At 61.0% G+C, this 22,737-nt stretch carries 22 protein-coding genes and 1 pseudogene; 11 read left to right on the top strand and 12 right to left on the bottom strand.

What is annotated here, in order from left to right; genetic code table 11:
• Positions 1 to 2 precede the first annotated feature (2 nt).
• The 6 genes from cyoB (at position 3) to queC (ending at position 5,407) form a co-directional block, all read left to right on the top strand.
• Positions 3 to 2,021, top strand: coding sequence for a cytochrome o ubiquinol oxidase subunit I (cyoB, locus tag P7C00_RS26440; protein WP_346633884.1), 2,019 nt, complete (start codon positions 3 to 5; stop codon positions 2,019 to 2,021).
• Between the two features lie 3 nt (positions 2,022 to 2,024).
• Complete coding sequence (locus P7C00_RS26435) at positions 2,025 to 2,651, top strand: cytochrome o ubiquinol oxidase subunit III (protein WP_025129487.1); 627 nt, start codon at positions 2,025 to 2,027, stop codon at positions 2,649 to 2,651.
• Positions 2,652 to 2,981, top strand: a complete 330-nt coding sequence (cyoD, locus tag P7C00_RS26430; protein ID WP_092310581.1) for a cytochrome o ubiquinol oxidase subunit IV — start codon at positions 2,652 to 2,654, stop codon at positions 2,979 to 2,981. It abuts the gene before it with no gap.
• A 10-nt stretch (positions 2,982 to 2,991) separates the two neighbouring features.
• Positions 2,992 to 3,879, top strand: a complete 888-nt coding sequence (cyoE, locus tag P7C00_RS26425) for a heme o synthase (RefSeq protein WP_123724747.1) — start codon at positions 2,992 to 2,994, stop codon at positions 3,877 to 3,879.
• Positions 3,880 to 4,035: 156 nt separating this feature from the next.
• Entirely contained in the window at positions 4,036 to 4,590 is a 555-nt protein-coding gene (locus P7C00_RS26420; protein WP_346633885.1) for a cytochrome b, read from the top strand.
• A 118-nt stretch (positions 4,591 to 4,708) separates the two neighbouring features.
• Positions 4,709 to 5,407 carry a 7-cyano-7-deazaguanine synthase QueC gene (gene queC / locus P7C00_RS26415; protein ID WP_346633886.1) on the top strand — a complete coding sequence of 233 codons (699 nt, stop codon included), beginning with the start codon at positions 4,709 to 4,711 and terminating at the stop codon, positions 5,405 to 5,407.
• Between the two features lie 78 nt (positions 5,408 to 5,485).
• Here the strand turns inward: queC and P7C00_RS26410 are convergent, their stop codons facing one another.
• On the bottom strand, positions 5,486 to 6,379 hold the full coding sequence (locus P7C00_RS26410; RefSeq protein ID WP_346633887.1) for a queuosine precursor transporter: 894 nt from the start codon (positions 6,377 to 6,379) through the stop codon (positions 5,486 to 5,488).
• The gene (locus P7C00_RS26405) at positions 6,366 to 6,968 is read right to left on the bottom strand and encodes a helix-turn-helix transcriptional regulator (protein ID WP_346633888.1); all 603 of its coding nucleotides are present in this window, start codon (positions 6,966 to 6,968) and stop codon (positions 6,366 to 6,368) included. Before P7C00_RS26405 ends, P7C00_RS26410 begins: the two co-directional genes overlap by 14 nt.
• 521 nt (positions 6,969 to 7,489) lie before the next feature.
• Here P7C00_RS26405 and glyA point away from each other — a divergent pair.
• Positions 7,490 to 8,846 (top strand): annotated as a pseudogene (glyA, locus tag P7C00_RS26400) (serine hydroxymethyltransferase).
• Positions 8,847 to 8,953: 107 nt separating this feature from the next.
• On the opposite strand, the gene P7C00_RS26395 reads toward glyA, so the two are convergent.
• The 9 genes from P7C00_RS26395 to P7C00_RS26355 form a co-directional block, all read right to left on the bottom strand.
• The gene (locus P7C00_RS26395; protein WP_123724742.1) at positions 8,954 to 9,655 is read right to left on the bottom strand and encodes a hypothetical protein; all 702 of its coding nucleotides are present in this window, start codon (positions 9,653 to 9,655) and stop codon (positions 8,954 to 8,956) included.
• Between the two features lie 187 nt (positions 9,656 to 9,842).
• A complete protein-coding gene (locus P7C00_RS26390; protein WP_346633890.1) occupies positions 9,843 to 10,340 on the bottom strand; it encodes a hypothetical protein in 498 nt (165 codons plus the stop codon).
• Between the two features lie 85 nt (positions 10,341 to 10,425).
• Positions 10,426 to 11,352 (bottom strand): CobW family GTP-binding protein, encoded by a 927-nt coding sequence (locus P7C00_RS26385; RefSeq protein ID WP_404937613.1) that lies wholly within the window; start codon positions 11,350 to 11,352, stop codon positions 10,426 to 10,428.
• Complete coding sequence (locus P7C00_RS26380) at positions 11,352 to 13,097, bottom strand: amidohydrolase (RefSeq protein WP_404937612.1); 1,746 nt, start codon at positions 13,095 to 13,097, stop codon at positions 11,352 to 11,354. The genes P7C00_RS26385 and P7C00_RS26380 overlap by 1 nt, the downstream gene beginning before the upstream one ends.
• Before the next feature lie 108 nt (positions 13,098 to 13,205).
• Positions 13,206 to 14,387, bottom strand: a complete 1,182-nt coding sequence (locus tag P7C00_RS26375) for an aminotransferase class I/II-fold pyridoxal phosphate-dependent enzyme (RefSeq protein WP_346633893.1) — start codon at positions 14,385 to 14,387, stop codon at positions 13,206 to 13,208.
• Between the two features lie 43 nt (positions 14,388 to 14,430).
• Complete coding sequence (locus tag P7C00_RS26370; protein ID WP_346633894.1) at positions 14,431 to 15,135, bottom strand: ABC transporter permease subunit; 705 nt, start codon at positions 15,133 to 15,135, stop codon at positions 14,431 to 14,433.
• A 9-nt stretch (positions 15,136 to 15,144) separates the two neighbouring features.
• A complete protein-coding gene (locus P7C00_RS26365) occupies positions 15,145 to 15,858 on the bottom strand; it encodes an ABC transporter permease (protein WP_011063272.1) in 714 nt (237 codons plus the stop codon).
• A gap of 51 nt (positions 15,859 to 15,909) precedes the next feature.
• Positions 15,910 to 16,683 carry a transporter substrate-binding domain-containing protein gene (locus tag P7C00_RS26360; RefSeq protein ID WP_346633895.1) on the bottom strand — a complete coding sequence of 258 codons (774 nt, stop codon included), beginning with the start codon at positions 16,681 to 16,683 and terminating at the stop codon, positions 15,910 to 15,912.
• A 49-nt stretch (positions 16,684 to 16,732) separates the two neighbouring features.
• Entirely contained in the window at positions 16,733 to 17,527 is a 795-nt protein-coding gene (locus P7C00_RS26355; RefSeq protein WP_404937611.1) for an ABC transporter ATP-binding protein, read from the bottom strand.
• A gap of 225 nt (positions 17,528 to 17,752) precedes the next feature.
• Here P7C00_RS26355 and P7C00_RS26350 point away from each other — a divergent pair, with 225 nt between their 5' ends.
• From P7C00_RS26350 to P7C00_RS26335, 4 genes are all read left to right on the top strand, one after another.
• Positions 17,753 to 18,673 carry a LysR substrate-binding domain-containing protein gene (locus tag P7C00_RS26350; protein ID WP_346633896.1) on the top strand — a complete coding sequence of 307 codons (921 nt, stop codon included), beginning with the start codon at positions 17,753 to 17,755 and terminating at the stop codon, positions 18,671 to 18,673.
• Between the two features lie 124 nt (positions 18,674 to 18,797).
• Positions 18,798 to 20,405 carry a 5-guanidino-2-oxopentanoate decarboxylase gene (locus tag P7C00_RS26345; RefSeq protein WP_346633897.1) on the top strand — a complete coding sequence of 536 codons (1,608 nt, stop codon included), beginning with the start codon at positions 18,798 to 18,800 and terminating at the stop codon, positions 20,403 to 20,405.
• 126 nt (positions 20,406 to 20,531) lie between these two features.
• A complete protein-coding gene (locus P7C00_RS26340; RefSeq protein ID WP_346633898.1) occupies positions 20,532 to 21,008 on the top strand; it encodes an HIT family protein in 477 nt (158 codons plus the stop codon).
• A 1-nt stretch (position 21,009) separates the two neighbouring features.
• Positions 21,010 to 21,807 (top strand): GNAT family N-acetyltransferase, encoded by a 798-nt coding sequence (locus P7C00_RS26335; protein WP_346633899.1) that lies wholly within the window; start codon positions 21,010 to 21,012, stop codon positions 21,805 to 21,807.
• Here the strand turns inward: P7C00_RS26335 and P7C00_RS26330 are convergent.
• Positions 21,804 to 22,673 carry a DUF4087 domain-containing protein gene (locus tag P7C00_RS26330; protein WP_346633900.1) on the bottom strand — a complete coding sequence of 290 codons (870 nt, stop codon included), beginning with the start codon at positions 22,671 to 22,673 and terminating at the stop codon, positions 21,804 to 21,806. The two genes, P7C00_RS26335 and P7C00_RS26330, sit on opposite strands and share 4 nt — an antisense overlap.
• Between the last annotated feature and the right edge of the window lie 64 nt (positions 22,674 to 22,737).

Below are 22,737 nucleotides of genomic sequence, written 5' to 3'. Positions count from 1 at the left end.
CGATGTTTGGTAAATTAAGTCTGGAAGCGATTCCGTTCCACGAGCCGATTGTCATGGTGACCATTGCCATGATCGCGCTCGGTGGTCTGGCGCTGTTCGCGGCAATCACCTACTTCAAGAAGTGGACTTACCTGTGGACCGAGTGGCTGACGTCCGTCGACCACAAGAAAATCGGTGTGATGTACATCATCGTCGCCATGGTCATGCTGCTGCGTGGCTTCGCTGACGCCATCATGATGCGTACCCAGTTGGCCATGGCCACCGAGGGTTCGCCTGGCTACCTGCCACCTGAACACTATGACCAGATCTTCACCGCCCACGGTGTGATCATGATCATCTTCATGGCGATGCCATTCTTCACCGGCCTGATGAACCTTGTCGTGCCGCTGCAGATCGGCGCGCGTGACGTGGCCTATCCGTTCCTCAACTCCCTGAGCTTCTGGCTGCTGGTATCGGGCGTGGTGCTGATCAACCTGTCCCTGGGCGTTGGTGAATTCGCCAAGACCGGCTGGGTTGCCTATCCGCCGCTGTCGGGCTTGCAATACAGTCCGGGCGTGGGTGTGGACTACTACATCTGGGCGCTACAGCTATCGGGTCTGGGGACAACGCTGACGGGGGTCAACTTCCTGGCCACCGTGCTGAAAATGCGTACCCCGGGCATGAAGATGATGGACATGCCGATCTTCACCTGGACCTGCACCTGGGCCAACGTGCTGATCGTGGCTTCGTTCCCGATCCTCACTGCTACCCTGGCACTGCTGACGCTTGACCGTTACATGGATTTCCACATTTTCACCAATGAACTTGGTGGCAATCCGATGATGTACGTGAACCTGTTCTGGGCTTGGGGTCACCCCGAGGTGTACATCCTGATCCTGCCGGCGTTCGGTATCTTCTCCGAAGTCATCTCGACCTTCTCGGGCAAGCGCCTGTTCGGCCACCACTCGATGATCTACGCTTCCGGCGCGATCTCGATCCTGGGCTTCATGGTTTGGCTGCACCACTTCTTCACCATGGGTTCGGGTGCCAGCGTCAACGCCTTCTTCGGCCTGGCAACCATGCTGATCTCGATCCCGACGGGGGTGAAGCTATTCAACTGGCTGTTCACCATCTACCACGGCCGTCTGCGCATCACCAGCCAGGTTCTGTGGACCCTGGGCTTCATGGTGACCTTCGCCATCGGCGGCATGACCGGCGTACTGCTGGCCATCCCGGGTGCGGACTTCGTCCTGCACAACAGCCTGTTCGTGATCGCTCACTTCCACAACGTGATCATCGGCGGCGCGGTATTCGGCTACATCGCCGGCTTCAGCTTCTACTTCCCGAAAGCCTTCGGCTTCAAGCTGCATGAAGGTTGGGGCAAGGCAGCATTCTGGTTCTGGATCTCGGGCTTCTTCGTCGCCTTCATGCCGCTCTATGCACTGGGCTTCATGGGCATGACCCGTCGTCTGAACGCCACTACCAACCCTGAGTGGGTGCCGTACCTGTACGTCGCCATGGTGGGTGCACTGATGATCGCTGTGGGTATCGCCTGCCAGCTGATCCAGCTGTATGTCAGTGTGCGTGACCGCAAGCAGAACATGTGTGTCTCCGGCGACCCATGGAACGCCCACACCCTGGAATGGTCGACCTCGTCGCCACCGCCGTTCTACAACTTCGCTGTACTGCCGAAAGCCGAAGGCATCGACCCGTTCACCGAAGCCAAGGAAGACGGCACTGCCTACGCGAAGCCAGGCCGCTATCAGCCGATCCACATGCCCAACAACACCGCTACCGGTGTGGTCATGGGGGCACTGCTGACCGTGTTCGGTTTCGCCATGATCTGGCACATCTGGTGGCTGGCCATCGCAAGCCTGGCCGGCACCGTGATCTATTTCGCGATCCACGCTGCCCGTGATGATCAAGGCTACATGGTGCCGGTCGAGACGATCGAACGCATCGAAGCCGAGCAGCACAAGCGTCTGGTATCGGAGAACAAGATCCCGGCTACCCGTGTTGAAACCTCGTTGGAACAGGCTTAATCCATGTCGAACTTAGTGACCAATGCTGGACACGCCCATGTCGATGACCATGGGCACGATGACCATCACCACGACTCGGGCGAGATGACCGTATTCGGTTTCTGGCTCTACCTGATGACCGACTGCATTCTGTTTGCGTCGATCTTCGCGGTATACGCGGTACTGGTTAATAACGTAGCGGGTGGCCCATCGGGCCACGACATCTTCGAACTGCCTTACGTACTGGGCGAAACCGCTCTGCTGCTGTTCAGTTCGATCACCTATGGCTTCGCCATGCTGGCGTTCTTCCGGGGTAACAAGAAGCAGGTACTGGGCTGGCTGGGCATGACGTTCCTGTTCGGCCTGGGCTTCATCGGCATGGAGATCAACGAGTTCCACCTGCTGATCTCCGAAGGCTACGGCCCTAGCCGTTCCGGCTTCCTGTCCGGCTTCTTCACCCTGGTTGGTACCCACGGTCTGCACGTGACCAGCGGTCTGATCTGGATGGCGATCATGATGTATCAGGTGCAGAAAAACGGCCTGACGGCGACCAACAAGACCCGTCTGAGCTGCCTGAGCCTGTTCTGGCACTTCCTGGACGTGGTGTGGATCTGCGTATTCACCGTTGTTTACCTGATGGGGACTATGTAAATGGCCAACACACACTCCCACGACGAAGCCGGTCACGGCAGCGTCAAGTCCTACGCCATCGGCTTCATCCTGTCGGTCATCCTGACACTGATCCCGTTCGGCCTGGTGATGTACCCGTCGCTGCCTAAAGACGTGACCCTGTGGATCGTCCTGGCATTCGCAGTGATCCAGGTGCTGGTACACCTGGTGTACTTCCTGCACCTGGACCGTTCCGCGGCACAGCGCAACAACGTGGTGGCGTTCATCTTCGCCGCGTTGGTCATTGTTCTGCTGGTTGGTCTGTCGTTGTGGATCATGTTCAGCATCCACACCGTCATGATGGCCAAGTGAGGTAAACCCGATGTCGCTCAAGCACTTTATCCAAATCACCAAACCGGGGATCATTTTCGGTAACGTGCTTTCTGTGGCAGGCGGGTTTTTCCTGGCCTCGAAAGGGCATGTCGATCTGGCCATTTTCCTGGCCGCCATGATCGGCACCTCGCTGGTGGTAGCGTCCGGTTGCGTGTTCAACAACTGCATCGACCGTGACATCGACCTGAAGATGGAGCGCACCAAGAACCGCGTGCTGGTCCAGGGCTTGATCTCCCTGGAAGCGGCCCTGGTCTATGCCTCCATCCTCGGTGTCGCCGGCGTCGCCCTGCTGTACTACGTGGCCAACCCGTTGGCTGCGTTGTTCGCGGTAATCGGCTTTGTCATCTACGTCGGTCTCTACAGCCTGTACCTCAAGCGCAAGTCGGTTCACGGCACGCTGGTGGGCAGTCTGTCCGGGGCCATGCCGCCGGTGATCGGTTATGTGGCTGTGAGCAACAGCTTCGACATGGCCGCATTGACCCTGCTGGTGATGTTCAGCCTGTGGCAGATGCCGCATTCCTACGCCATCGCGATCTTCCGCTTCAACGATTACCTGGCCGCATCGATTCCGGTGCTGCCCGTGAAGCGTGGCATTCGCGTGGCCAAGAAGCACATCCTGCTCTACATCCTGGCATTCCTGGTGGCGACCCTGATGCTGACCTTCAGCGGTTACGCCGGCATGAGCTACCTGGCGGTAGCGGCGGCGATGGGCATGTACTGGTTGTACATGGCCTGGACCGGCTACAAGGCAGTGGATGACACTGTGTGGGCGCGCAAGCTCTTCGTGTTCTCGATCTTCACCATCACCGCCCTGAGCGTGATGATGTCGGTGGATTTCAAGGCCCCGACCGAGCTCTTGCTGACCTACGCACACTAAGCTGTCCAGGCCACAGAAAAGCCCCGCCTTCGAGAGAAGCGCGGGGCTTTTTTATACCGCTCGGGGGGACCGTCACATCATTTAAAGCTTTTCGGCCCGATGACTTTGCATGGCCGGGTAAAATGCCTCGTTCGTGGATGAACCTGAGTGGATGTAATGGAAAGCCGTATCGAAATATACGATTCGCAGGCGCGTTATGGCGTTATCAGTCGCGGATTGCACTGGGCCATGGCATTGGCCTTTGTCTGGATCTACAGCACCACCGGTGCACATTACCTGCTGGCCGAATCGGCATTGGATGAATTTCTCTGGCCGACCCACAAGCAAGTGGGGCTGCTGTTGATGGGCCTGTTGCTGGTGCGTGTGCTCTGGAGCCTGTTGAACCGTCATCGCCGGCCGCCGAGCCTGAACTTCGCCGCGCGTCTGGGGCACGGGTTGCTGTATGTCGGCATGTTCGCCATTCCGTTTCTCGGACTGCTGCGCCAGTACGGATCGGGGCGGGCATTTTCCGCCTTTGGCCTGCCGGTGATGAGCGGCTTCGAGGGGGCGAAAATCCAGTGGATGACCGACCTGGGCAACAACTTCCACAGCTTGCTGGGCTGGACCTTGCTGGTACTGATCGTGGGCCATGTCGCGGCGGTGATCCTGCACTGTGTCAAAGGCCAGGCGCATATCCTGCGGCGCATGGCCGGTAGCAGCCCCTCGGCTTGATTTTTTGTCCTAGACAAAAAAGCCCCGCCTTCGAGAGAAGTGCGGGGTATTTTATTCAGAGCCCGTCAATGGGCCGTTTAACTCATGAAATGACTCTACTTATGCAGGAAGCAGAATGATGAAGAAAATAGCCGTCGTCGTTTTTAGTGGCGGGCAGGACTCGACAACCTGTTTGATCCACGCATTGCCGCTTTATGACGAGGTGCACTGCATTACGTTTGACTATGGTCAGCGGCACCACGCAGAGATAGAAACGGCGCAGCGGCTTGCAAAACAACTGGGAGCGACAGTTCACAAGGTGCTGGATGCTTCGCTGCTGAACGAGTTGGCAATCAGCAGTCTCACTCGGGACAATATCCCGGTGCCGACGGTGAACAGTTCAGGTGAGAGCCTGCCCAGTACCTTTGTGCCGGGACGCAATATTCTGTTTTTAACCCTGGCATCCATTTATGCCTATCAGGTAAAAGCCGAGACTGTCATCACCGGTGTCTGTGAGACGGACTTCTCTGGTTATCCTGATTGTCGCGATGAGTTTGTAAAGGCCTTGAACAAGGCGCTGGAGCTGGGCATGGAGTACAAGCTGCAGCTTGAAACTCCACTGATGTGGCTGAACAAGGCAGAAACCTGGGCGTTGGCTGACTACCACAGCCAACTGGACCTGATTCGTGAACAAACACTGACTTGCTATAACGGGATCATGGGCAGTGGCTGCGCTAATTGCGATGCGTGCAATCTTCGCGCAAGAGGCTTGAACAGCTATCTGGAGAACAAGACAGAGGTCATGAATAGCTTGAAAGGCAAGTTGAGTCTCAGCTAAAGGCTTGATTGCTGGCCAATGGGATTCAACACTGCGTCTGGCTGTCAGATGAGTGTTGAATCCAATGCCTTGAGACAATCAGGCACTCTGTTGCTTGTTCTGGCCGTCCGGGATGTATCTCTTGAACAATGACCTGGCACCATAAGCTGGCAGGATGTTGAAGAAGGCAAAACATACTTTAATCGCGATTTGAACATAGATCATGTTCAGGATGTCGCTGTTTTGCATCGCTCCATAAAATGCGATGTAGCAAAATACAAAGCTGTCGATGATGACTGCAAACAAGGTGCTCAAAAATATTCGCAGAAATAGAAATCTGGAATTCGTCAGCTCTTTTATCTTGCACAACAAGTATGAATTTATATTCTCAGAAACAAGGAAAGAGACGGAGGAGGCTACCAATACAGACGACACATGAATGATGACGTCATTGTAGGGCGTGTCGAGTTTCCAGCCCGGTAGTCCGGGGAGAAAGGTCGATCCATAGAGCAGGATGATAATCATGGCGTTGCTTGCAAAGGCGAACAAAATGGCTCTTCTTGCAAGCCTAAGCCCGAAGTTTTCGTTCAGCAAGTCAACGATTAAAAATGTCAGAGGATAGAGGAAGGTGCCTGGAGTGATAATGATATCGAGCGTCTCCAGATAAATCGGCTTGGTCGCAGCAATACTGGTGAAAATGTAGAACGTAAAGAGCAGCAGGTTCAGGATGATGTAAATCATCCATGAGTTCTCGTGTCGGTCGTTCAGGTCGTACGCAGTCAGTGCCCCTCCTTGGGAATAGAATTTCTTGTAAAGATTTTTGATTTCCATTTTATTTAGATTGTCCATTATTTCGCTGTTCAGCACTTCACTTAACTTGATTCTGATGACCTTGCCTGTGGCGATAATCATGATTACGGCCAGGCTTTTGTTATTTTCAAACCCCAGTAACTTGTACTTGCTGTTCTCGGCTTCTGCTTCATAGGCTGTCATTGAATCGCTCCTCGATGATGTCGCCTACTACAGATAGGCGATCGGTATCGGAGTACGGGCCATTGATGATGAGCAGCTTCTTTGTCAGCCTGTCGTAAACCAGCTTCTCTTTATCGTCAGTCGAGGATCCCTTTTGTACGATCAGGAGATCGCCAGGTTCATTCAAGCCATTGATTGCATGCTCCAGCAACACCGCTATCAAGTTGTAGGATGTGCCGAAGTAATAGGTCAATGGGTAAAGCGTGGCCAGTTCACCGATCCGTCTATCCATATTGGCTATCAGCAAGCTCTCCTTGATGATCGGTACGGCAGCCGGATTCATGTTGCCTTGAGGGGAGATACTGCTCTCGATGATCTCCTTCTCTTCAAAGTCGATGGTTTCGATCTCTTCATAGGAAACGCCGAAGAAATCGGAAATCTTTCGAATGGTGGACTGCTGTACATTGGTTACCTTACCTTCCAGAATATTATAAATAGTTGTTCTGGTCAGGCCGCTGGCATTGCACAAAGACAGTTGCGTCTCACCGCGACTTTTTATCAGGTATTTAATGTTGCTCTTTAAATACTCTGTTCTTTCTCTTCTGTGCATCAAATGCTCACCATTTCCTTATAGTCGCCACATATTGATTTTTATAGCGGTCGTGCCGTACTTGATGTTCGGCACCAGTGACTGGGTTACTGCAGCAGATTTTTTTCAGACTTTTTACGGATATGTACCAACTTGCTAGTGCTCCTTTAGTCAGCTGCATCCGTCCAGGGATACTTCGCCGTCGGTATTGAGGGCGTTGGAATCGTGGAAGGGGCCGATTCCGGGGGGGACGCCGCAATGGACAAGTGTTGCATGCGCCAGCCATCACAATAAAGCCCCTCAGGACTGTAGTGATGGCCCTTGGCCGGCCAAGGCCCCGCAGCGAGGCAAGGCGGGTGTCCTTTCGTCTTAAAAAAAGAATCATTTAATTTGGAAAATGTTTAATTCTTTGATTAATCCTGTTGTGCCTTATACAGTCTGGACCAAGGCTTGGATGAGCCTGATCCGCATAAACGAACGTGAAACTCAGGAAGCGTGCTGTCGTTCGTGGCGCGCAATACACAAGGAAGGGACACAGAATAATGGCAGCTGATACTGAACCACTCAGGACCCAGGCCGACCTGCTGCGACGAGGCTTGGCCGATCTGCGTACTGAAGACGCCGAACTGGCAAGCATCCTGGACGCGGAAGTCACGCGCCAACACTGCACACTGTCCTTGGGTTCATCGTCCTGCGCGGCCGGCCCACGGACCTTGGCGGCTTCGGCATCGGCGTTGCTCAACGTTACCGTAGAGGGCACTCCAGGCCGGCGTCATCACGCCGGGTGCGAGAACGCCGATCGGGTTGAATCCCTGGCGATTCGTCGGGCCCAGGAACTGTTCGCTGCCCAATATGCCGGTGTGCAGTCGCACTCGGCCTCCAATGCCAACTACCAGGTGCTCACAGCCCTGGCCGAGCCAGGGGATACGATCCTCAGCATGGCCCTCGATCATGGCGGGCACCTTACCCACAGTAGCGCTCTCGCCTTCACGGGGGCCAACTACAAGGCGATTCGTTACGGCACCACATCCCAGGGCGTCATTGACTACGATGAGGTGCGCAAGCTGGCGCTCGCCCATCGTCCGCGCATCATCATCTGCGGTGCGACTGCCTATTCGCGGGCCCTGGATTTTCAGCGATTCCGTGCAATCGCCGATGAAGCCGGGGCGATCCTGCTCGCGGACATTTCACATATCGCCGGTCTGGTGGCCACGGGGCGGCATCCAAGCCCCATCGACGCGGCACACGTCACTACGACCTGCACCCACAAGCAGCTCGCGGGGCCGCGCGGAGGCCTGATTCTGTCGGGGCGCGATGCGGACACCAAGGTTCCCGGCTTGAGGTCAACTTTCCGCGTTGTCCTCGATCAAGCCGTATTCCCGGGAATACAGGGGGGCACCGGCGGTCAACATGATTGCGGCCAAGGCAGCCGCGCTGGGTTATGCCATGTCTCCCCGATTCGATGCCTGCATGGGCCGGGTTCGGAGCACCGCGGATGAAATGGCCAGCGCGTTCATGGCCCAGGACTATGAGGTCGTGGGCGACGGGACGGAGAACCACACGATTCTGCTTCAGTTGCGAGGGGGCATCACCGGCTCCATTGCTGAGTCGGCATTGGAGGCGTGCGGCATCATCGTGAACAAAAAACGCGCGCCGGGGGAAACCCGATCGTCCTTTGTCGGTGATGGTTTGTGCATCGGCGCCGGTTCTATCGCCCAACGCCACATCGATTCCCAAGGGTGCCGCCAGGTCGTCGATCTGGTTTGCCGGATCCTGGACAAGGTGGCGCCCCTCGGCGAGCACAAGTACAGCCTCGCGCCGGCGTTGCAGGAGATGTTCCGTCTAGAGGTGGAGGCGTTGTGCTTGCGGTATCCCATTGCGGATTATCGGGATAGCTGAGGAGCAGGCCAAGAAAAAGCCCCGACTTCAGGTTGAAGCGCGGGGCTTTTTCTTGGCCGTTCAGGCAGGGCTGGCGGCTTCGCGAGCAAGCTCGCTACAGGGCCGGGTTACAGCTGTTGTTGCGCGCTGTAGCCGGCAAATGCGGTCTGCTGTTGGATCGCGGTGACGATGTTCTTGCGGGTCGCTTGCTGTTCGTTGCCGTTGCTGTCGAGGAAGGTCTCGCTTTCCAGCTCCGCCTCGTCGCCTTCACCCACAAAGCTGAAGCCGAGAAACTCAAAGGCTTCACGGTCGACGTTGGCCTTGGAGCGCGGGCGCATCGGCAGGGTGACGCTGATGCCGTCCTTGCTGATGGCAAACACTTCCATTTCCTTCTTCGGCCGTGCCTTGCTCTTGCCGCCGCTGGGGTTGCTGATGGCCTGGTGAGTCTGGTTCAGCACTTTCAGGGCCAGGCCGTAGACCAGCTCCTGGAAGTCCGGGTCGTCCTTGTAGCTGGAGAGGATCCGGCTGATGGGGAATTTCTTGCTCAGGTCTTCCAGGGCGGCCAGGTCGGCGGCCTCGGCGTCTTTGAGTTGCTTGAGCTGGCCCATGAGTTCATAGGCAGTGTCGTCGTCAAAGCGGTCGTGGGCCTGGCGAATCGCAGCACGCAGTTCGCGAATCTGGTCACTTTCTTTCGAGCTGTGGAAGGCGTCGAGCACCATCTCGCTGATGGTCTTGGCCTGGGACACGTGCTGGGAAAGATGAATGGCGTTTTCGTATTCGGCCTTGTTGGACAGGGCGATCACGGATTCTTCGGTGTTGGAATCAGGCATTGAACATCCACTACTTGGTTTAACAGGTTTGAGGCGCGAAAGGCCCAGGGGGATTTTCGGGGGCGCCTAATCTATTGGACCCGGGGCCTATTGTCACGGACCAAGCGACCAGCCAACCGCGCTGTCCCTAAAGACCGGCATTTGCGAGGAAGATTCCCCAGCGTCCGCCGCCGTTCTCCCGGCGCCTTCAGGCCTTGACCTGGAGGGTTAGCCAGTGGCGGTACAACTTCAGGGCCCGGCCGCAGAACAGACCCACGGTGAAGCCCGCCGCAGCGCCGCTGATGCTCAGCATCTGGACGCTGGCAACGTGCTCGGGGTGCACCGCGGTCTGATAGCCGATCCAGTATTTAACCGCGAAGAACAGTAGTGAGATGCCAAGGATCTTCAGGGTGCCGGGAACCAGAATGGCCTCGCCGCCCGACTCCAGTATCACCCCGGCGCTGGAAAACAGCAGCATGGCCAGCAGGCTGCCCAACACGGCACCACCGATCCAGGCTCCCAGTGCGAGTAACGGGTGCAGGCCAAGGTTCACTGACCACAGCGACCAGATCAGCAGAATCACCGGGGCAATCATCAGCGAGCGGCGACTCTCACGGGTGGTGGCTCTTGCGCGAAGGCCGTAATAACAGATCAGGGCGAAGACGGCGTACACCCAAAGGGGCGTGCCTTGGAGGATGTCGAGCATGTGCTGCGTCCTTGCTTCAGCGGAAAACGGGCGGCTCATGATGCGCCAGGCCCGTCGTGCCGTGAAGCTTCCCGGTGCTCGCCGTTTACATCACTTGGGTATCGCTGACCCCGGCCTCCAGTTCCTGGCGCAGATCGCTGCCCCGGCGAGCGATGAACACCAGCTGCGCGGCATGCTCGGTGGGCTGATCGGCCGCCAGGGTGAACTGGCTGCGGTTGCCCACATGCTGCAACCAATAGGGTTGTTCATTGCCTTCCAGGCGCACCAGGCCCTTGAGGCGCAGCAGGTCGGCGGGCAGGCGCGCCAGCCAGTCCCGTAGGGCCTTGGGTTGCAGCGGCCGCGAGCTTTTCCACACCCAGCTTTCGAACAACTGGTCGTGAGCCTGGGGCAGGGCCTTGAACAGCACCTCGGTGGAACGCACCGGCGGGGTCAGCAGCAACTCCGCCGGCAGCTCGGCTTGCACCGTATCGAACACCGGGGCGCGGCCGCCGAGGCTGGCGCGAATGCTCTGCAACTGCTCGGCACTCACCAGGTCGGCCTTGTTCAGCAGCACCCAGTCGGCGCAGGCCACCTGGGCCCGGGACAGCCGAGCCATTTCCCCTTCCAGTTCCTGGTAGCCGCTGGCGTCCACCAGGGTGATCACTGCGTCCAGGTGCAGGCGGTTGCGCAGTTGCGGGTAGCTGATGGTCTGCACGATGCGCTGCGGGTCGGAGACACCGCTGCACTCGATGACGATCCGTTCCAGGGCCGGGCGCAGCTTGGACAGGCTCACCAGCTGCGCCAGCAGGTCCTCCTGCACGGTGCAGCAGATGCAGCCGTTCTGCAGGCTGTACACCGCGTCGGTGACCTCGGCGATGATCGCCGCATCGATGTTCAGCTCACCGAAATCGTTGACGATCACTGCCAGTCGGCCGCTGTCGGCGCGCTGCACCATGCGGTTGAGCAGGGTGGTCTTGCCGGCGCCGAGAAAGCCCGCAACCACGGTCACTGGAATGCTCGGGGTGCTGTTCATTATTCCTTGCCCTCGATCACTGGCGGCAGGCCTTCCCAGACCGCTTGCAGCGGTGTGTCGCTGAAGGTGCCCTGGCGGTCGTAGACCAGTTGCCCTTCGACGAAGGTCAGTTGCACCTGGGTGTGGTGGATGTAGTTGCGCGCACCCTGGGCGAACAGGTCACGGTCGAGGACGATCAGGTCCGCCGACTTGCCGGTCTCCAGGCTGCCGGTCAGGTGTTCCAGGCCCATGGCATGGGCGCCGTTGAGGGTCGCCACTTGCAGGGCCTGTTCCAGGCTGATGGGATCGCCGAAGGTATCGGGTTCCTGGTTCCACGGGTTCTGCCGGGTAACCATGGTTTCCAGGGCCAGCCACGGGTCGATGGACGCCACCGGCCAGTCGGTGCCGAACACCGCGATGCCACCGGCTGCCAGTACGCCCTTGAAGTCATAGATGCGCTTGAGGCGCTCCTGGCCGTAGCCGGAGCGGGCACCGCTGGCGAATGGGGTCGGATACCAGGCCGCCGGGGAGAACTCGGCAATCACGTCTAGGCTCTGGAAGCGCTTGAGGTTGCCCGGGTGCAGCAGGGTACTGTGGGCGCATTGGTGACGGATACCGCTGTTGCCGTTGCGCCGACGGGCTTCGGCCACGGCGTCGAGGAACACGTCGGAGGCGCCGTCGCCGGTGCAGTGGGCGATCACTCGCAGGCCGCGCTTGTCCATGTCCACCACCATGTCGGTGATGTGTTCCGGGGTCAGGTTGAGCTTGCCGCGCCAGCTCGACTCTTCCGGCCAGGGCGTCAGCAGATAGGAAGACTTGGGCTCCACGGTGCCGTCGAAGTGGAACTTCACCGCGTTGGCGCTCAGGCGGGCGCTGCGATAGAAATGCCGTTCGCCGCTGAGCAGCTCCCAGCGCCGACGCACCGGGAAGATATCGTCCTGCCAACTGATGGCGGCTTCTACTCGCAGGGTCAGTTCGCCGGCATCGTCCAGTTCCTTGAGGGCCTGCAGACGGTTCTCGCAGACGTGCACGTACTTGGTGGCCGTGACCCCGCGCGAGGTCTGGAAGTGCACACCATCACGATAGGCGCGGCGCAGCACCGACACTGGGGTCGGCGGCATGGCGGCGTGGATCAGTGCGTAGGCGCCGTCGATCAGCAGGCCGTTGGGTTCGCCGGTGAGTTCATCGCGCTCCAGGTAACCGTTGCGCGGATCGCTGGTGTGACGGTCGATACCGGCCAGTTCCAGGGCCTTGGAGTTGACCATCATGGTCCCCCACATGCGATCCAGCAGGGCCACCGGGCGGTCTGGCATGACGCTGTCGAGCCACTCACGGCCCGGGGTCAGGCCGGCTTCGCGGAAGGTGTAGCGCACCCAGTACTGGCCGTAGATCCAGCCATCGCCGGGGTGGCTGTCGGCGTAGGCGTGGATCGCCGCGGTCAGCTGCTCCGGGGTCGGGTCTTCGATGCCTACATCCAGGTCGTCGGCGTAGCGCGGCGCCAGGGCCAGGTCCGGGTGAGTGTGCATGTCGTGCAGGCCGGGCATGCAGAAGGCCCCGTCCAGATCGTGCTGGCGGGTGTTGGGGCCGATCAGAGAGGCCAGGGAAGCGAGGCTGCCCACCGCGATCAGCTTGCCCTGGCGGATGGCCACGGCATCGGCCCAGGGCTGGGCCGGATCGAGGGTGTACATCCGGCCGTTGTGCAGCACCAGTTCGGCATATTGATCGACGGCGCTATGGGTGGAGTTGAATTGGTCGGAAGCGGTCACGGGGTCAACCTCTCAAGTAGGGGGCCCTTCAAAGGTGGGCAAAAAAGTAAGGCGCAGCAGTGTTCTTGTCAGAGGTACGAGGGCCGCGGGGCGGCCCGGGTAATGCGCTCAGCGGGTGGCGCCCAGGGTTTCGACAAAGCCGGCAATGCGTTGGCAGGCGTCCTTGAGCACGTCGTCGGCGACGGTGAAGGAGATCCGCACGAAGCCCTCGGCGCTGGCACCAAAGGCCTGGGCATCGAGCACCGAGACCCCGGTGGCGCGGAACAGCTGCCAGGCGAAATCCATGCTCGACAGCCCGGTGCGGCGCACGTCCACCAGCATGAACATCCCGGCTTCCGGCTCGCGGCAATCGAGCAACTGCACCGGCTTGAGCCCGGCCACCACCAAGTCGCGGCGACGGCGATAGACCTCGCGGGCACTGCCGATCACTTCTTCATCCAGCTCCAGGGCCTTGAGCGCGGCTTCCTGGATAAACCCGGGCAGGCCGTAGAGCATGCACAGCAGCAGGTTGTCCAGGTGCCCGACCAATGCCGGCGGGGCGATGACCCAGCCCACGCGCCAGCCGGTCATGGCGTGGGTTTTCGACAGGCTGTTGAGGATCACAGTGCGTTCGGCCATGCCCGGCATCGAGGCGATGCTCAGGTGTTCGCGGTCGTAGGTCAGTTGCCCGTAGACCTCATCGGAGATCACCCACAGGTCATGCTTGCGCGCCACCTCGGCCACGGCTTCCAGCTCCTCGCGGCTGTAGACGTTGCCGGTGGGGTTGCAGGGCGTAGCCAGGGCGATGCCGCGGGTCTTGTCGGTGAGCGCCGCTTCCAGGGCTGCCGCGGTCAGGCGAAAGCCGTTGGCCGCCGGTTGCTGGACGCAGGCGATCTTGGCCCCCGAGGCGTGGATGCAGGCCTCATAGGTCAGGTACATGGGTTCCGGCACCAGCACTTCGTCGCCACTGCTGAACAGGCACAGCGACGTGGCGAACAGGCCGTTCTGGGCGCCAGCCACCAGGGCCACGTTGTCGGCGCTGACGTCGATACCCAGCAGGCGCCGCTGTTTGGCGGCGATGGCCTCACGCAGGGCCGGGCGGCCAAGGACGTGGGTGTAATGGGTGTCGCCCTGCTCCAGGGCAGCGCTGGCAGCGGCACTGATGCGTGCATCGGTGGCGAAGTCCGGATCACCGACGCTGAGGACGATCACATCCTCGCCGCGACCCCGAGCCTCGATGGCTGCGTAGTGAATATCCCAGGCGCTGACGGATTCGCCGCTGATGCGCTGAACGAAAGGTGAGTAACGCATGCTGTTCTCCTCACGGGCCTCGTTGCCCGCGCAATAAATGGGTTCAGGCCTGACGCTGCGGCCGCTGATTCTGAGAAGCGGTGCCCAAGCGTGCACACAGATGTTCGATGACAAAGGCCAGGACGATGTAGATCAGCGCCACCGCCAGCAGCGGCTCGTAGACCTTCAGGGTCTGGGCGCGTACCAGGTTGGCCGCGCCGAGTAAATCAGTGACCGCCACGGTGGACGCCAGCGCAGTGGCCTTGAGCAACAGCACGCATTCCCCCACCAGGGTCGGGCGCACCAGTTCCAGGGCCCGGGGCAGCCAGACCCGGCGCAGGGTCAGCCAGTGACCCATGCCATAGGCACGGGCCGCTTCCAGCTCGCCCCGGGGCACGGCCCGCAGGCCGCCGCGTAGTACTTCGCCGACATAGGCGCCGACGCTCAGGGTCAGGGCCAGGGCGACATACCAGAAACCTTCGCGCAGGTAGGGCCAGAGAAAGCTGCCGCGAATCGGCGGGTAGGCGGCGAACAGGCTGCCTACCCCGTAATAGAGGATGTAGATCTGCACCAGCAGCGGCGTACCGCGGAACACACTGATATAGAACTGCATCGGCGCGCGAATCAGAGGGTTGCGCGACACCCGGCCCAGGCCCACCACTACTGCCAGGGCAAAGCCGCAGATTCCGCTCAGCAGCAGGAGCTTGAGGGTGATACCCAGGCCGCGCAGCAGCTCGCTGGAAAAACCGTTGATCCAGGAAAAGTCCATCCGAGTCTCCTAGTGCTGGGGCAGCCAGCGGTTGGTGCGTCGTTCGAGCACGCGGAACACGCTGCCGGACACCAGGGTGATGACGAAGTAGAAAGCCGCGACCGCGAGGTAGAACACCAGGTAATGCTTGGTGGAACCCGCCGCCTGCTTGCCTACTGAAAGCAGTTCGCTGTAGCCGACAATGCTGATCAGCGCACTGTCCTTGACCAGTACCAGCCACAGGTTCGACAGCCCGGCCATGGCGTAGGGCAGCATGCTCGGCAGCAGGATGCGCCGCACCAGCAGCCAGCGCTCGATGCCGTAGGCGCGCGCCGCTTCGATCTGGCCGTGGGGAATGGCCTGGATCGCGCCACGGATGATCTCCGCCGAATAGGCGCCCTGGACAATGCCCAGCACCAGAACCGCAGCGATAAAGCCGTTGACCGTGACACTCGGACGGTCCATGGCGGCCATGGCCATGTTCAACAGGTCGGTACCGGCGTAGTAGAGGAGCAGGATCAGCAGCAGCTCGGGCATGGCCCGGTACAGGGTGGTGTAGACGTTGGCCAGCTTCACCAGCCAGCGCGGCCCCTTGAGCTTGATCATCGCCACCAGCAAGCCGATGCCCAGGCCGAGGACGAAGGCCCCGGCGGAAATCTGCAGGGACACCAGCGCGCCCTGGGCAAGGGCACCGAGCCAGCCGTCGGCGACGAACAGTTGGGAAAGGTCGGACAGAGAAATCATGACGTATCCAGTCAACGCCGGCGGCCCGCCGCAGCGGGCTCGCCGGACGGCTTAGTTGGCAGAAATGTCGACGCTGAAGTAGCGGCTGCGGATCTTGTCGTAAGTGCCGTCAGCCTTGAGCGAAGCCAGGGCGGTGTTGATCCGCTGCTGCAGGGCGCTGTCGCCCTTGCGCAGGCCGACGCCGATGCCCGAGCCGAACAGCGGGTCTTTCGGCGCCAGGCCCTTGTCCGCCAGACCGGCACCGGCCGCGGTCTTGAGGATCGGCTCGATGGTCAGGGCATCGGCCAGCATTACGTCGATGCGCCCGCTCTGCAGGTCGGCGATCATGTCGTCTTGGGTGGTGTAGTAGCGCAGGGTCGAGGTCTTGCCGTAGTAGGTCTTGGCGAAGGTGGCGTTGGACGTGGAACCCTGCACGCCGATCAGCTTGCCCTTGAGGCCTTCGGGGGTGGTCGCAAGCTCCAGGCTCTGGTCGGCGACCCACATGGCCGGGGTCTGGTAGTAGGGCGCGGAGAAGTCGATGACCTTCTCGCGTTCATCGGTGATGCTCAGGGAATTGAGGATGGCGTCGATCTGGCTCGATTGCAGGGCCGGGATCAAGCCGTCCCAGGCCACCTCCTTGAGCGGGCACTGGGCCTGCATGCGTTCGCACAGCGCCTTGATCAGCTCCGGTTCGAAGCCGCTCCAGTCACCGTTACCGCTTTTCATCGAGAACGGCGGGTAGGGTTCCAGGGCGATGCCGAAGACGATCTTGTCGGCGGCCACGGCGTGGCTGGCCAGTGCACTGAACAGGCAACCGGTGGCAAGCACCTTGAGCAGGTTTTTCATGGCTTTACCCTTTATCGAAGTTGTTGTTTTCAAGGATTGAAGCGGGACGTCAGACGCGGTTTTCCTGAGCCATGACGAATTGCCGGCAGCGTTCGCTGACCGGGTCGAGGAACACTTGCTGCGGCGGGCCTTCCTCTTCCACCAACCCCTGGTGGAGGAACATCACCTTGCTCGACACATCCCGGGCGAAGGCCATCTCGTGGGTCACCAGGATCATGGTCCGGCCTTCCTCGGCGATGCCTTGGATAACCTTGAGTACTTCGCCCACCAGTTCCGGGTCCAGGGCCGAGGTCGGTTCGTCCATCAACAGCACCTGGGGGCGCATGGCCAGGGCCCGGGCGATGGCCACCCGTTGCTGCTGGCCACCGGAGAGAAAGGAGGGGAAAGCGTCACGCTTGTTGGCCAGGCCGACTTTTTCCAGCAGGTGCTCGGCGTGGGCGATGGCGTCCTTGCGGTCTTCACCGAGGACATACACCGGCGCCTCGATGACGTTTTCCAGCACGGTGCGATGGGGCCACAAGTTGAAACTCTGAAACACCATGCTCAGTTGAGTGCGCAGGCGTGCAACCTGGGCCGGGTCGGCGACCTGGGGATTGCCGGCGCGATCGGTCTTGATGCGCACCTCTTCGCCATTGATGCGCAAGCTGCCGCTGCAGGGAATCTCCAGCAGATTGATGCAGCGCAGCAGGGTGCTTTTGCCCGAGCCGCTGGAACCGATCAGCGAGACCACTTCGCCTTCATTGGCGCGCAGGGCAATGCCCTTGAGCACGTGGTGGTCGGCGTAGCTCTTGTGCAAGTCATCGATCGCCACCACGGGATTGACGGAGTTGGGCTGCGATTGCAAGGGTCGACCCTCTTGTTATTGTGCGATGGCCGGGCAGTACCCGGCACAGGGTAGGACTGGAGAATTAGCCATCGATGGCCTGGGGTCAATCGAGCATTTTTAGCCGGACCCGGTAATTTTTTTCAGCAATGGACGTTTTTTTCGGCGACCGACAAGGCTATTGCCGGATCGCGTTTGCAGCTATGGTGCTGGCACTCGTTTTTTTGCAGTCGAGGCCTGATCGGTATGCGTTATCCCTCCATGACCGCCCTGCGCGCGCTGGACGCGGTGGCCCGCCTGGGCAGTGTCGCCGAAGCCGCCAATGAGCTGAACCTGACCCCCAGCGCCATCAGTCACCAGATCAAGAGCCTGGAGCAGACCCTGGGTTTTGCCCTGACCGAGCGCCTGGGCCGCAGCATTCGCATCACCTACCAGGGTGAGCGCTACGCTCGGGACATTCACTTGCTGCTGGCCAACATCCTCGAAGCCGGGCAGCGTTCCGATGGCCAGCAGGTCAGTGGTCGGCTGTGCATCAGCAGCCCGCCGGGGTTCGCCACCTACTGGCTGTGCACCCATATCGCCGAGTTCCAGGCGCTGTATCCCCAGGTGGAACTGCAGTTGGTGTCACCTCGCACGCCAGGTGACACCAGTGACAGCGGTGTCGATCTGTTCGTTGCCTACGGCATGGGCGATTGGCCCAACCAGCATGTACAGAAGATCGTCTCCCTGCGTTATTTCCCGGTGTGCAGCCCGAGCCTGGTGAACGCCATGGGGGGCCTGAAAACCCTCGACGCGCTCGATCACGCTTTGCTCCTGCACATGATCGACTACTCCGACTGGCGGGTCTGGCTGGCAGCGGCCGGGGCGCCTAATGTCGATGTGCGCCGGGGCATCATCTTCGCCGACGCGCACTTCGTGCAGTCGGCCTGCATCGCCGGCCAGGGCATCGCCATGGGCGACAACCTGATCAGCGGCGAGGCCCTGGCTCGGGGGCAACTGGTGCAGCCCTTCGGCACCGAGATCGAATCCAATCGCGGCTACTACCTGGTGGCCGATTTGCTCAAGGCCGAGCGCCCGGTGGTGCTGGCCTTCAGCGAATGGGTCAAATCCCAGCTGCAGGGCATCACTCGCTTGCACCCGGAGCCGCGACGCAACGGCAAAGCGTGAATTTTATTGAGCAATCGCCGCGATTTTTTTCGATTGTTGCTCCTTGGGTGCAGCGACTAATGTCCCTCGACATCAGCCGGGCGCAGGGTGTCGTCCGGACGCATAAGAACAAGAGGAGTAGTCGATGACCACCTGTGCGCAGTCGCTGGTTCGTTTGCTGGAAGGTTATGGCGTGGACACGGTGTTCGGGATTCCTGGCGTGCACACCGTCGAGCTCTATCGCGGCCTGCACGGCAGTCGCCTGCGGCATGTCAGCCCGCGGCACGAACAGGGCGCCGGGTTCATGGCCGACGGCTACGCCCGGGCCAGTGGCAAACCCGGGGTCTGCTTCATCATCACCGGCCCTGGCATGACCAATATCCTCACCGCCATGGGCCAGGCCTACGCCGACTCGGTGCCGATGCTGGTGATCTCCACGGTCAACCGTCGCGAACACCTGCGCCTGGGCCATGGCCATCTGCATGAACTGCCGGACCAGCGGGCGATGGTGGCTGGGGTCTGCGCCTTCAGTCACACCCTGCAGTCGCCTGCGGAACTGCCGGAGCTTCTGGCCCGGGCCTTTGCCGTGTTCAAGTGCGCGCGGCCACGACCGGTGCATATCGAGATTCCCCTGGACGTGCTGGACATGCCCGCTGCTGACCTCAACCTGATGCCCCGTAGCCTGCCCGGTGCTCCGGCCCCGGCCGGAGCCTCGATCGAGGCGGCCGCGACCTTGCTCAACAGCGCCCACCGGCCGTTGATCCTGGCCGGCGGCGGTGCCCGAGGTTGCGCCGAGGCGCTGCGTCAGTTGGCCGAACGCCTGCAAGCGCCGGTAGCGCTGACCACCAACGCCCGGGGTCTGCTGCCCTGCGCCCACCCGCTGTTGCTCGACGGCGTACAGTCTTCGACCCATGGCCGGGCGTTGATCGACGAAGCCGACGTGGTGCTGGCCGTGGGCACTGAGCTGGGGGAAACCGACTACGACTTCTTCGGCCTGGGCCCCCTGCGTTTCAAAGGCTCGTTGATCCGCCTGGACATCGACCCGATGCAAGTCATGGGCGTGCAACGGGCCCATGTCGGCCTGGTGGGCGACGCCCTGGAAGGCTTGCAAGCCTTGCTCGGCAAAGTGACGCAACCCAGCTCTCGCGGTCGTTGGGCGGTGGACAGTGTACAGCGGGTCAACCAGGCCGAACGCACCGGCTGGACGCCCAAGCAACAAGGCTTGCAGGGCTTGCTCGACCTGCTGCGGGACACCCTGGGCAGCCCGATCCTGGTGGGGGATTCGACCCAGCCGGTGTATCAGGGCGCCTGCGGCTACCAGGCCCCGGCCCCGGCCAGCTGGTTCAACGCCGGCAGCGGTTACGGCACCCTGGGCTACGGCCTGCCGGCAGCCATGGGCGCCAAGCTGGCACAGCCCGAGCGTCCGGTGGTGGCGTTGGTGGGGGACGGCGGCTTGCAGTTCGCCAGCAGCGAACTGATCGCCGCCCGGGAAGCGCAGATCGGCGTGATCCTGCTGGTGTGGAACAACCAGTGCTACGGCGAGATCCGCGACTACATGCAGGCCCGGGACATCGCGCCGCTGGGGGTGGACATCCTCACCCCGGACTTCCAGGCCATGGCCCAAAGTTTCCATGTGGCGCACCATCGCGCCGACAGCCCGGCGCAGTTGCAGGAACTGCTGCAGAGTCTCAGGGATATCCAACAGCCGGTGATGATCGAAGTCGACGCCGGCGCCTATCTGGCCCTGGACTGATCCGCAGGACTGTTCTGCGGACGGACTCTCGAGAGATCGGGCTTCAAGGGACAGGCCTTCAAGGGACAAGGTGGGTTACATTGACGTAGCCCGCCAGGACGCACCTTGTCACTTGAGGATTCATGGATGAACTGCATTTTCTGTCAGATCGTCGCCGGCACCCTGCCGGCGGCCGTGGTTTACCGCGATGAACACTGCATGGCCTTCATGGACGTGCATCCCCTGGGGGCGGGTCATGTCCTGCTGATTCCCCAGCCCCACGTGGAAAAGCTCGATCAATTGCCCGGCTTCGTCCGTCAGCATCTGTATCAGGTGTTCGATGGATTGGTGGCCGCGCAGCGGCGTGCCGGCTACGGCGTCGAAGGCACCCACCTGCTGGTCAATGATGGTCGGGCCACCAACCAGCACATCCCCCATGCCCATCTGCACCTGATCCCGCGCAAGCGTGGCGATGCCCTGGGGTTTGCCGGGCGCCTGCTGCTGCACTTCAGCGGGTTGTTTGGGCGTCGCGCCAAACTCGAGGTCCTGCAGCAGCAGGCTGCGAGCATTGCTGAACAGGTTCGGGTGCCCTGGGTCAGCGAAACCCCGATAGGCGGTCGCTGATATGGATCGCCGCCGCGCCCTGGCGCTTGAATACGCGGAGCACCAATACCTGCGGGCCCGGGTCCAGGGCGTGGCGAGTCTGCCGGGAAACCCTTATCAGGCGCAGCTCTATGGTGATCAGGATTGCGGAGCCTTTGTCGTGGGCGGCAATCCCAGTCCGATGATGAACCGGGTGCACGGCGACAGGACGCAACAGCCCCGCAGTCTTGTCGATCTGCTACAGACCTGCGCGGCCTACGCCCCGGCGATCGCCTTGATCACCGAGTCAGCCAAGGTGACGCCCACCTTGGATCTGGAGGGGCAGCGCTTGCAGCGCCTCAAGGGCTGGACCCACGGACAGCTGTTCGCCTCGGTGGACGAGTTGGTGGTGCCGCCTTCGGTGCTGGATATCGAGCTGGTGAGCGCATCGACCCTGGAAGGTTTCTGCGTTCTGCACCGCGAAGGCTTCAATACCCCAGCGGCCGCCCGCCCAGTCAACCAGGCGGCCTTCGGCGGCTTGCTCAAGGATGGGCGTGGGCATCTGTACCTGCTACGGGACCAGGGCGCTGCGGTGGCTGGTGCGGCGCTATTCATTGCCGACAACGGCGTGGCCTACCTGGGCACCGCCTTTACCACCAAGGCCGCCCGGGGCCAGGGGTATCACCGGGCCCTGATCGCCCATCGCCTGCAGCAGGCCGTCGCCCTCGGCGCCCAGAGTGTGGCGGCCACCGCACTGGTGAACTCGCAAAGCCGGCGCAACCTGGAGCACTGCGGCTTGCGCCTGTGCCACCTGCAGACCCTCTATAGGGCCGTGCCTTAGTGCGGGTTCTGTTGCGCCGCTGGCACCGGGTCGAAGCGGATCGAGTGCAGGATCGCATCCAGGGTCGCGAAGTCCTGGAAGAACCCCACGCTGTCAGCCACCACCTGACGCCGACCACTGTCGAGCAACGCCATCAGGCAGGTGCCACCATAGGCGTGAAAGCCGGTTTCCTCATCGCTGATGCCGCAGGTCTGATAGGCCCGCAAGCCTTTCCAGCCGTGGCCTGAGATGTCCTGCACCGGGCTGGGTGCATCCCTTCCGGCGCTGCGCATCCAGACGCCGCTTTCCTGATAGAAAAACAGCTCTTCGGCGGCCTGTTCCAGGCTGCCCTGCCGCAGGCACAGGTGGAGGGTGTATTCCTCGTTCGGGCGTTTTTTCGGGTGGTCCAGGGTGAGGCAGTTTTGCGTCTGGCTGAGCTTCCAACCTTGGGGGTACTGCAGGCTGAATCCCGGTCCGTTGAAGCGTGGCGAATCCTTGGGTAATACCGGTATCCCGTCTTCCTCCCGCAAGGGTTCATACAGGCTGGGATCGCTGCGACAGGCGGACAGCGGGCGGGCCTGGGCCTTGTGCAATTGGTCGAGGCGATGGGTCTGTGGATCAGCACTGGCGCTGACGCAGGCACAGCCGTAGCCGTAGTGGTTGTTGGTGCGCACCCATTGCTGGTCGTTGAAGGTGGGCCAGTCGCCCTCGGCCTGATAGCCGCCTTGGGTGGCTATTTCCCAGACGCCGTCGCGGTCGGTGAGGGTGGCATTGGCCGGGGTCGGATTCTCGAACCAGCCACAACGGCGTTCGACCTTGGCTGGCGCGGCGCTGGCGGGTAAGGCAATCAGTGCCAGGAGTGTGCAGATCAGGGCACGCTGAAGCATGGAGCATCCTTGTTCGAGGGTAGGAGTCGCAGATTGTGCACGGGCATCAGCCTCAGCAGAGACC

This window comes from Pseudomonas sp. JDS08PS003 (assembly GCF_045013505.1).
GTDB lineage: Bacteria > Pseudomonadota > Gammaproteobacteria > Pseudomonadales > Pseudomonadaceae > Aquipseudomonas > Aquipseudomonas protegens_B.
Note: the sequence above shows the minus strand (reverse complement) of the source record. Positions and strands in the feature narration are given on the sequence as shown.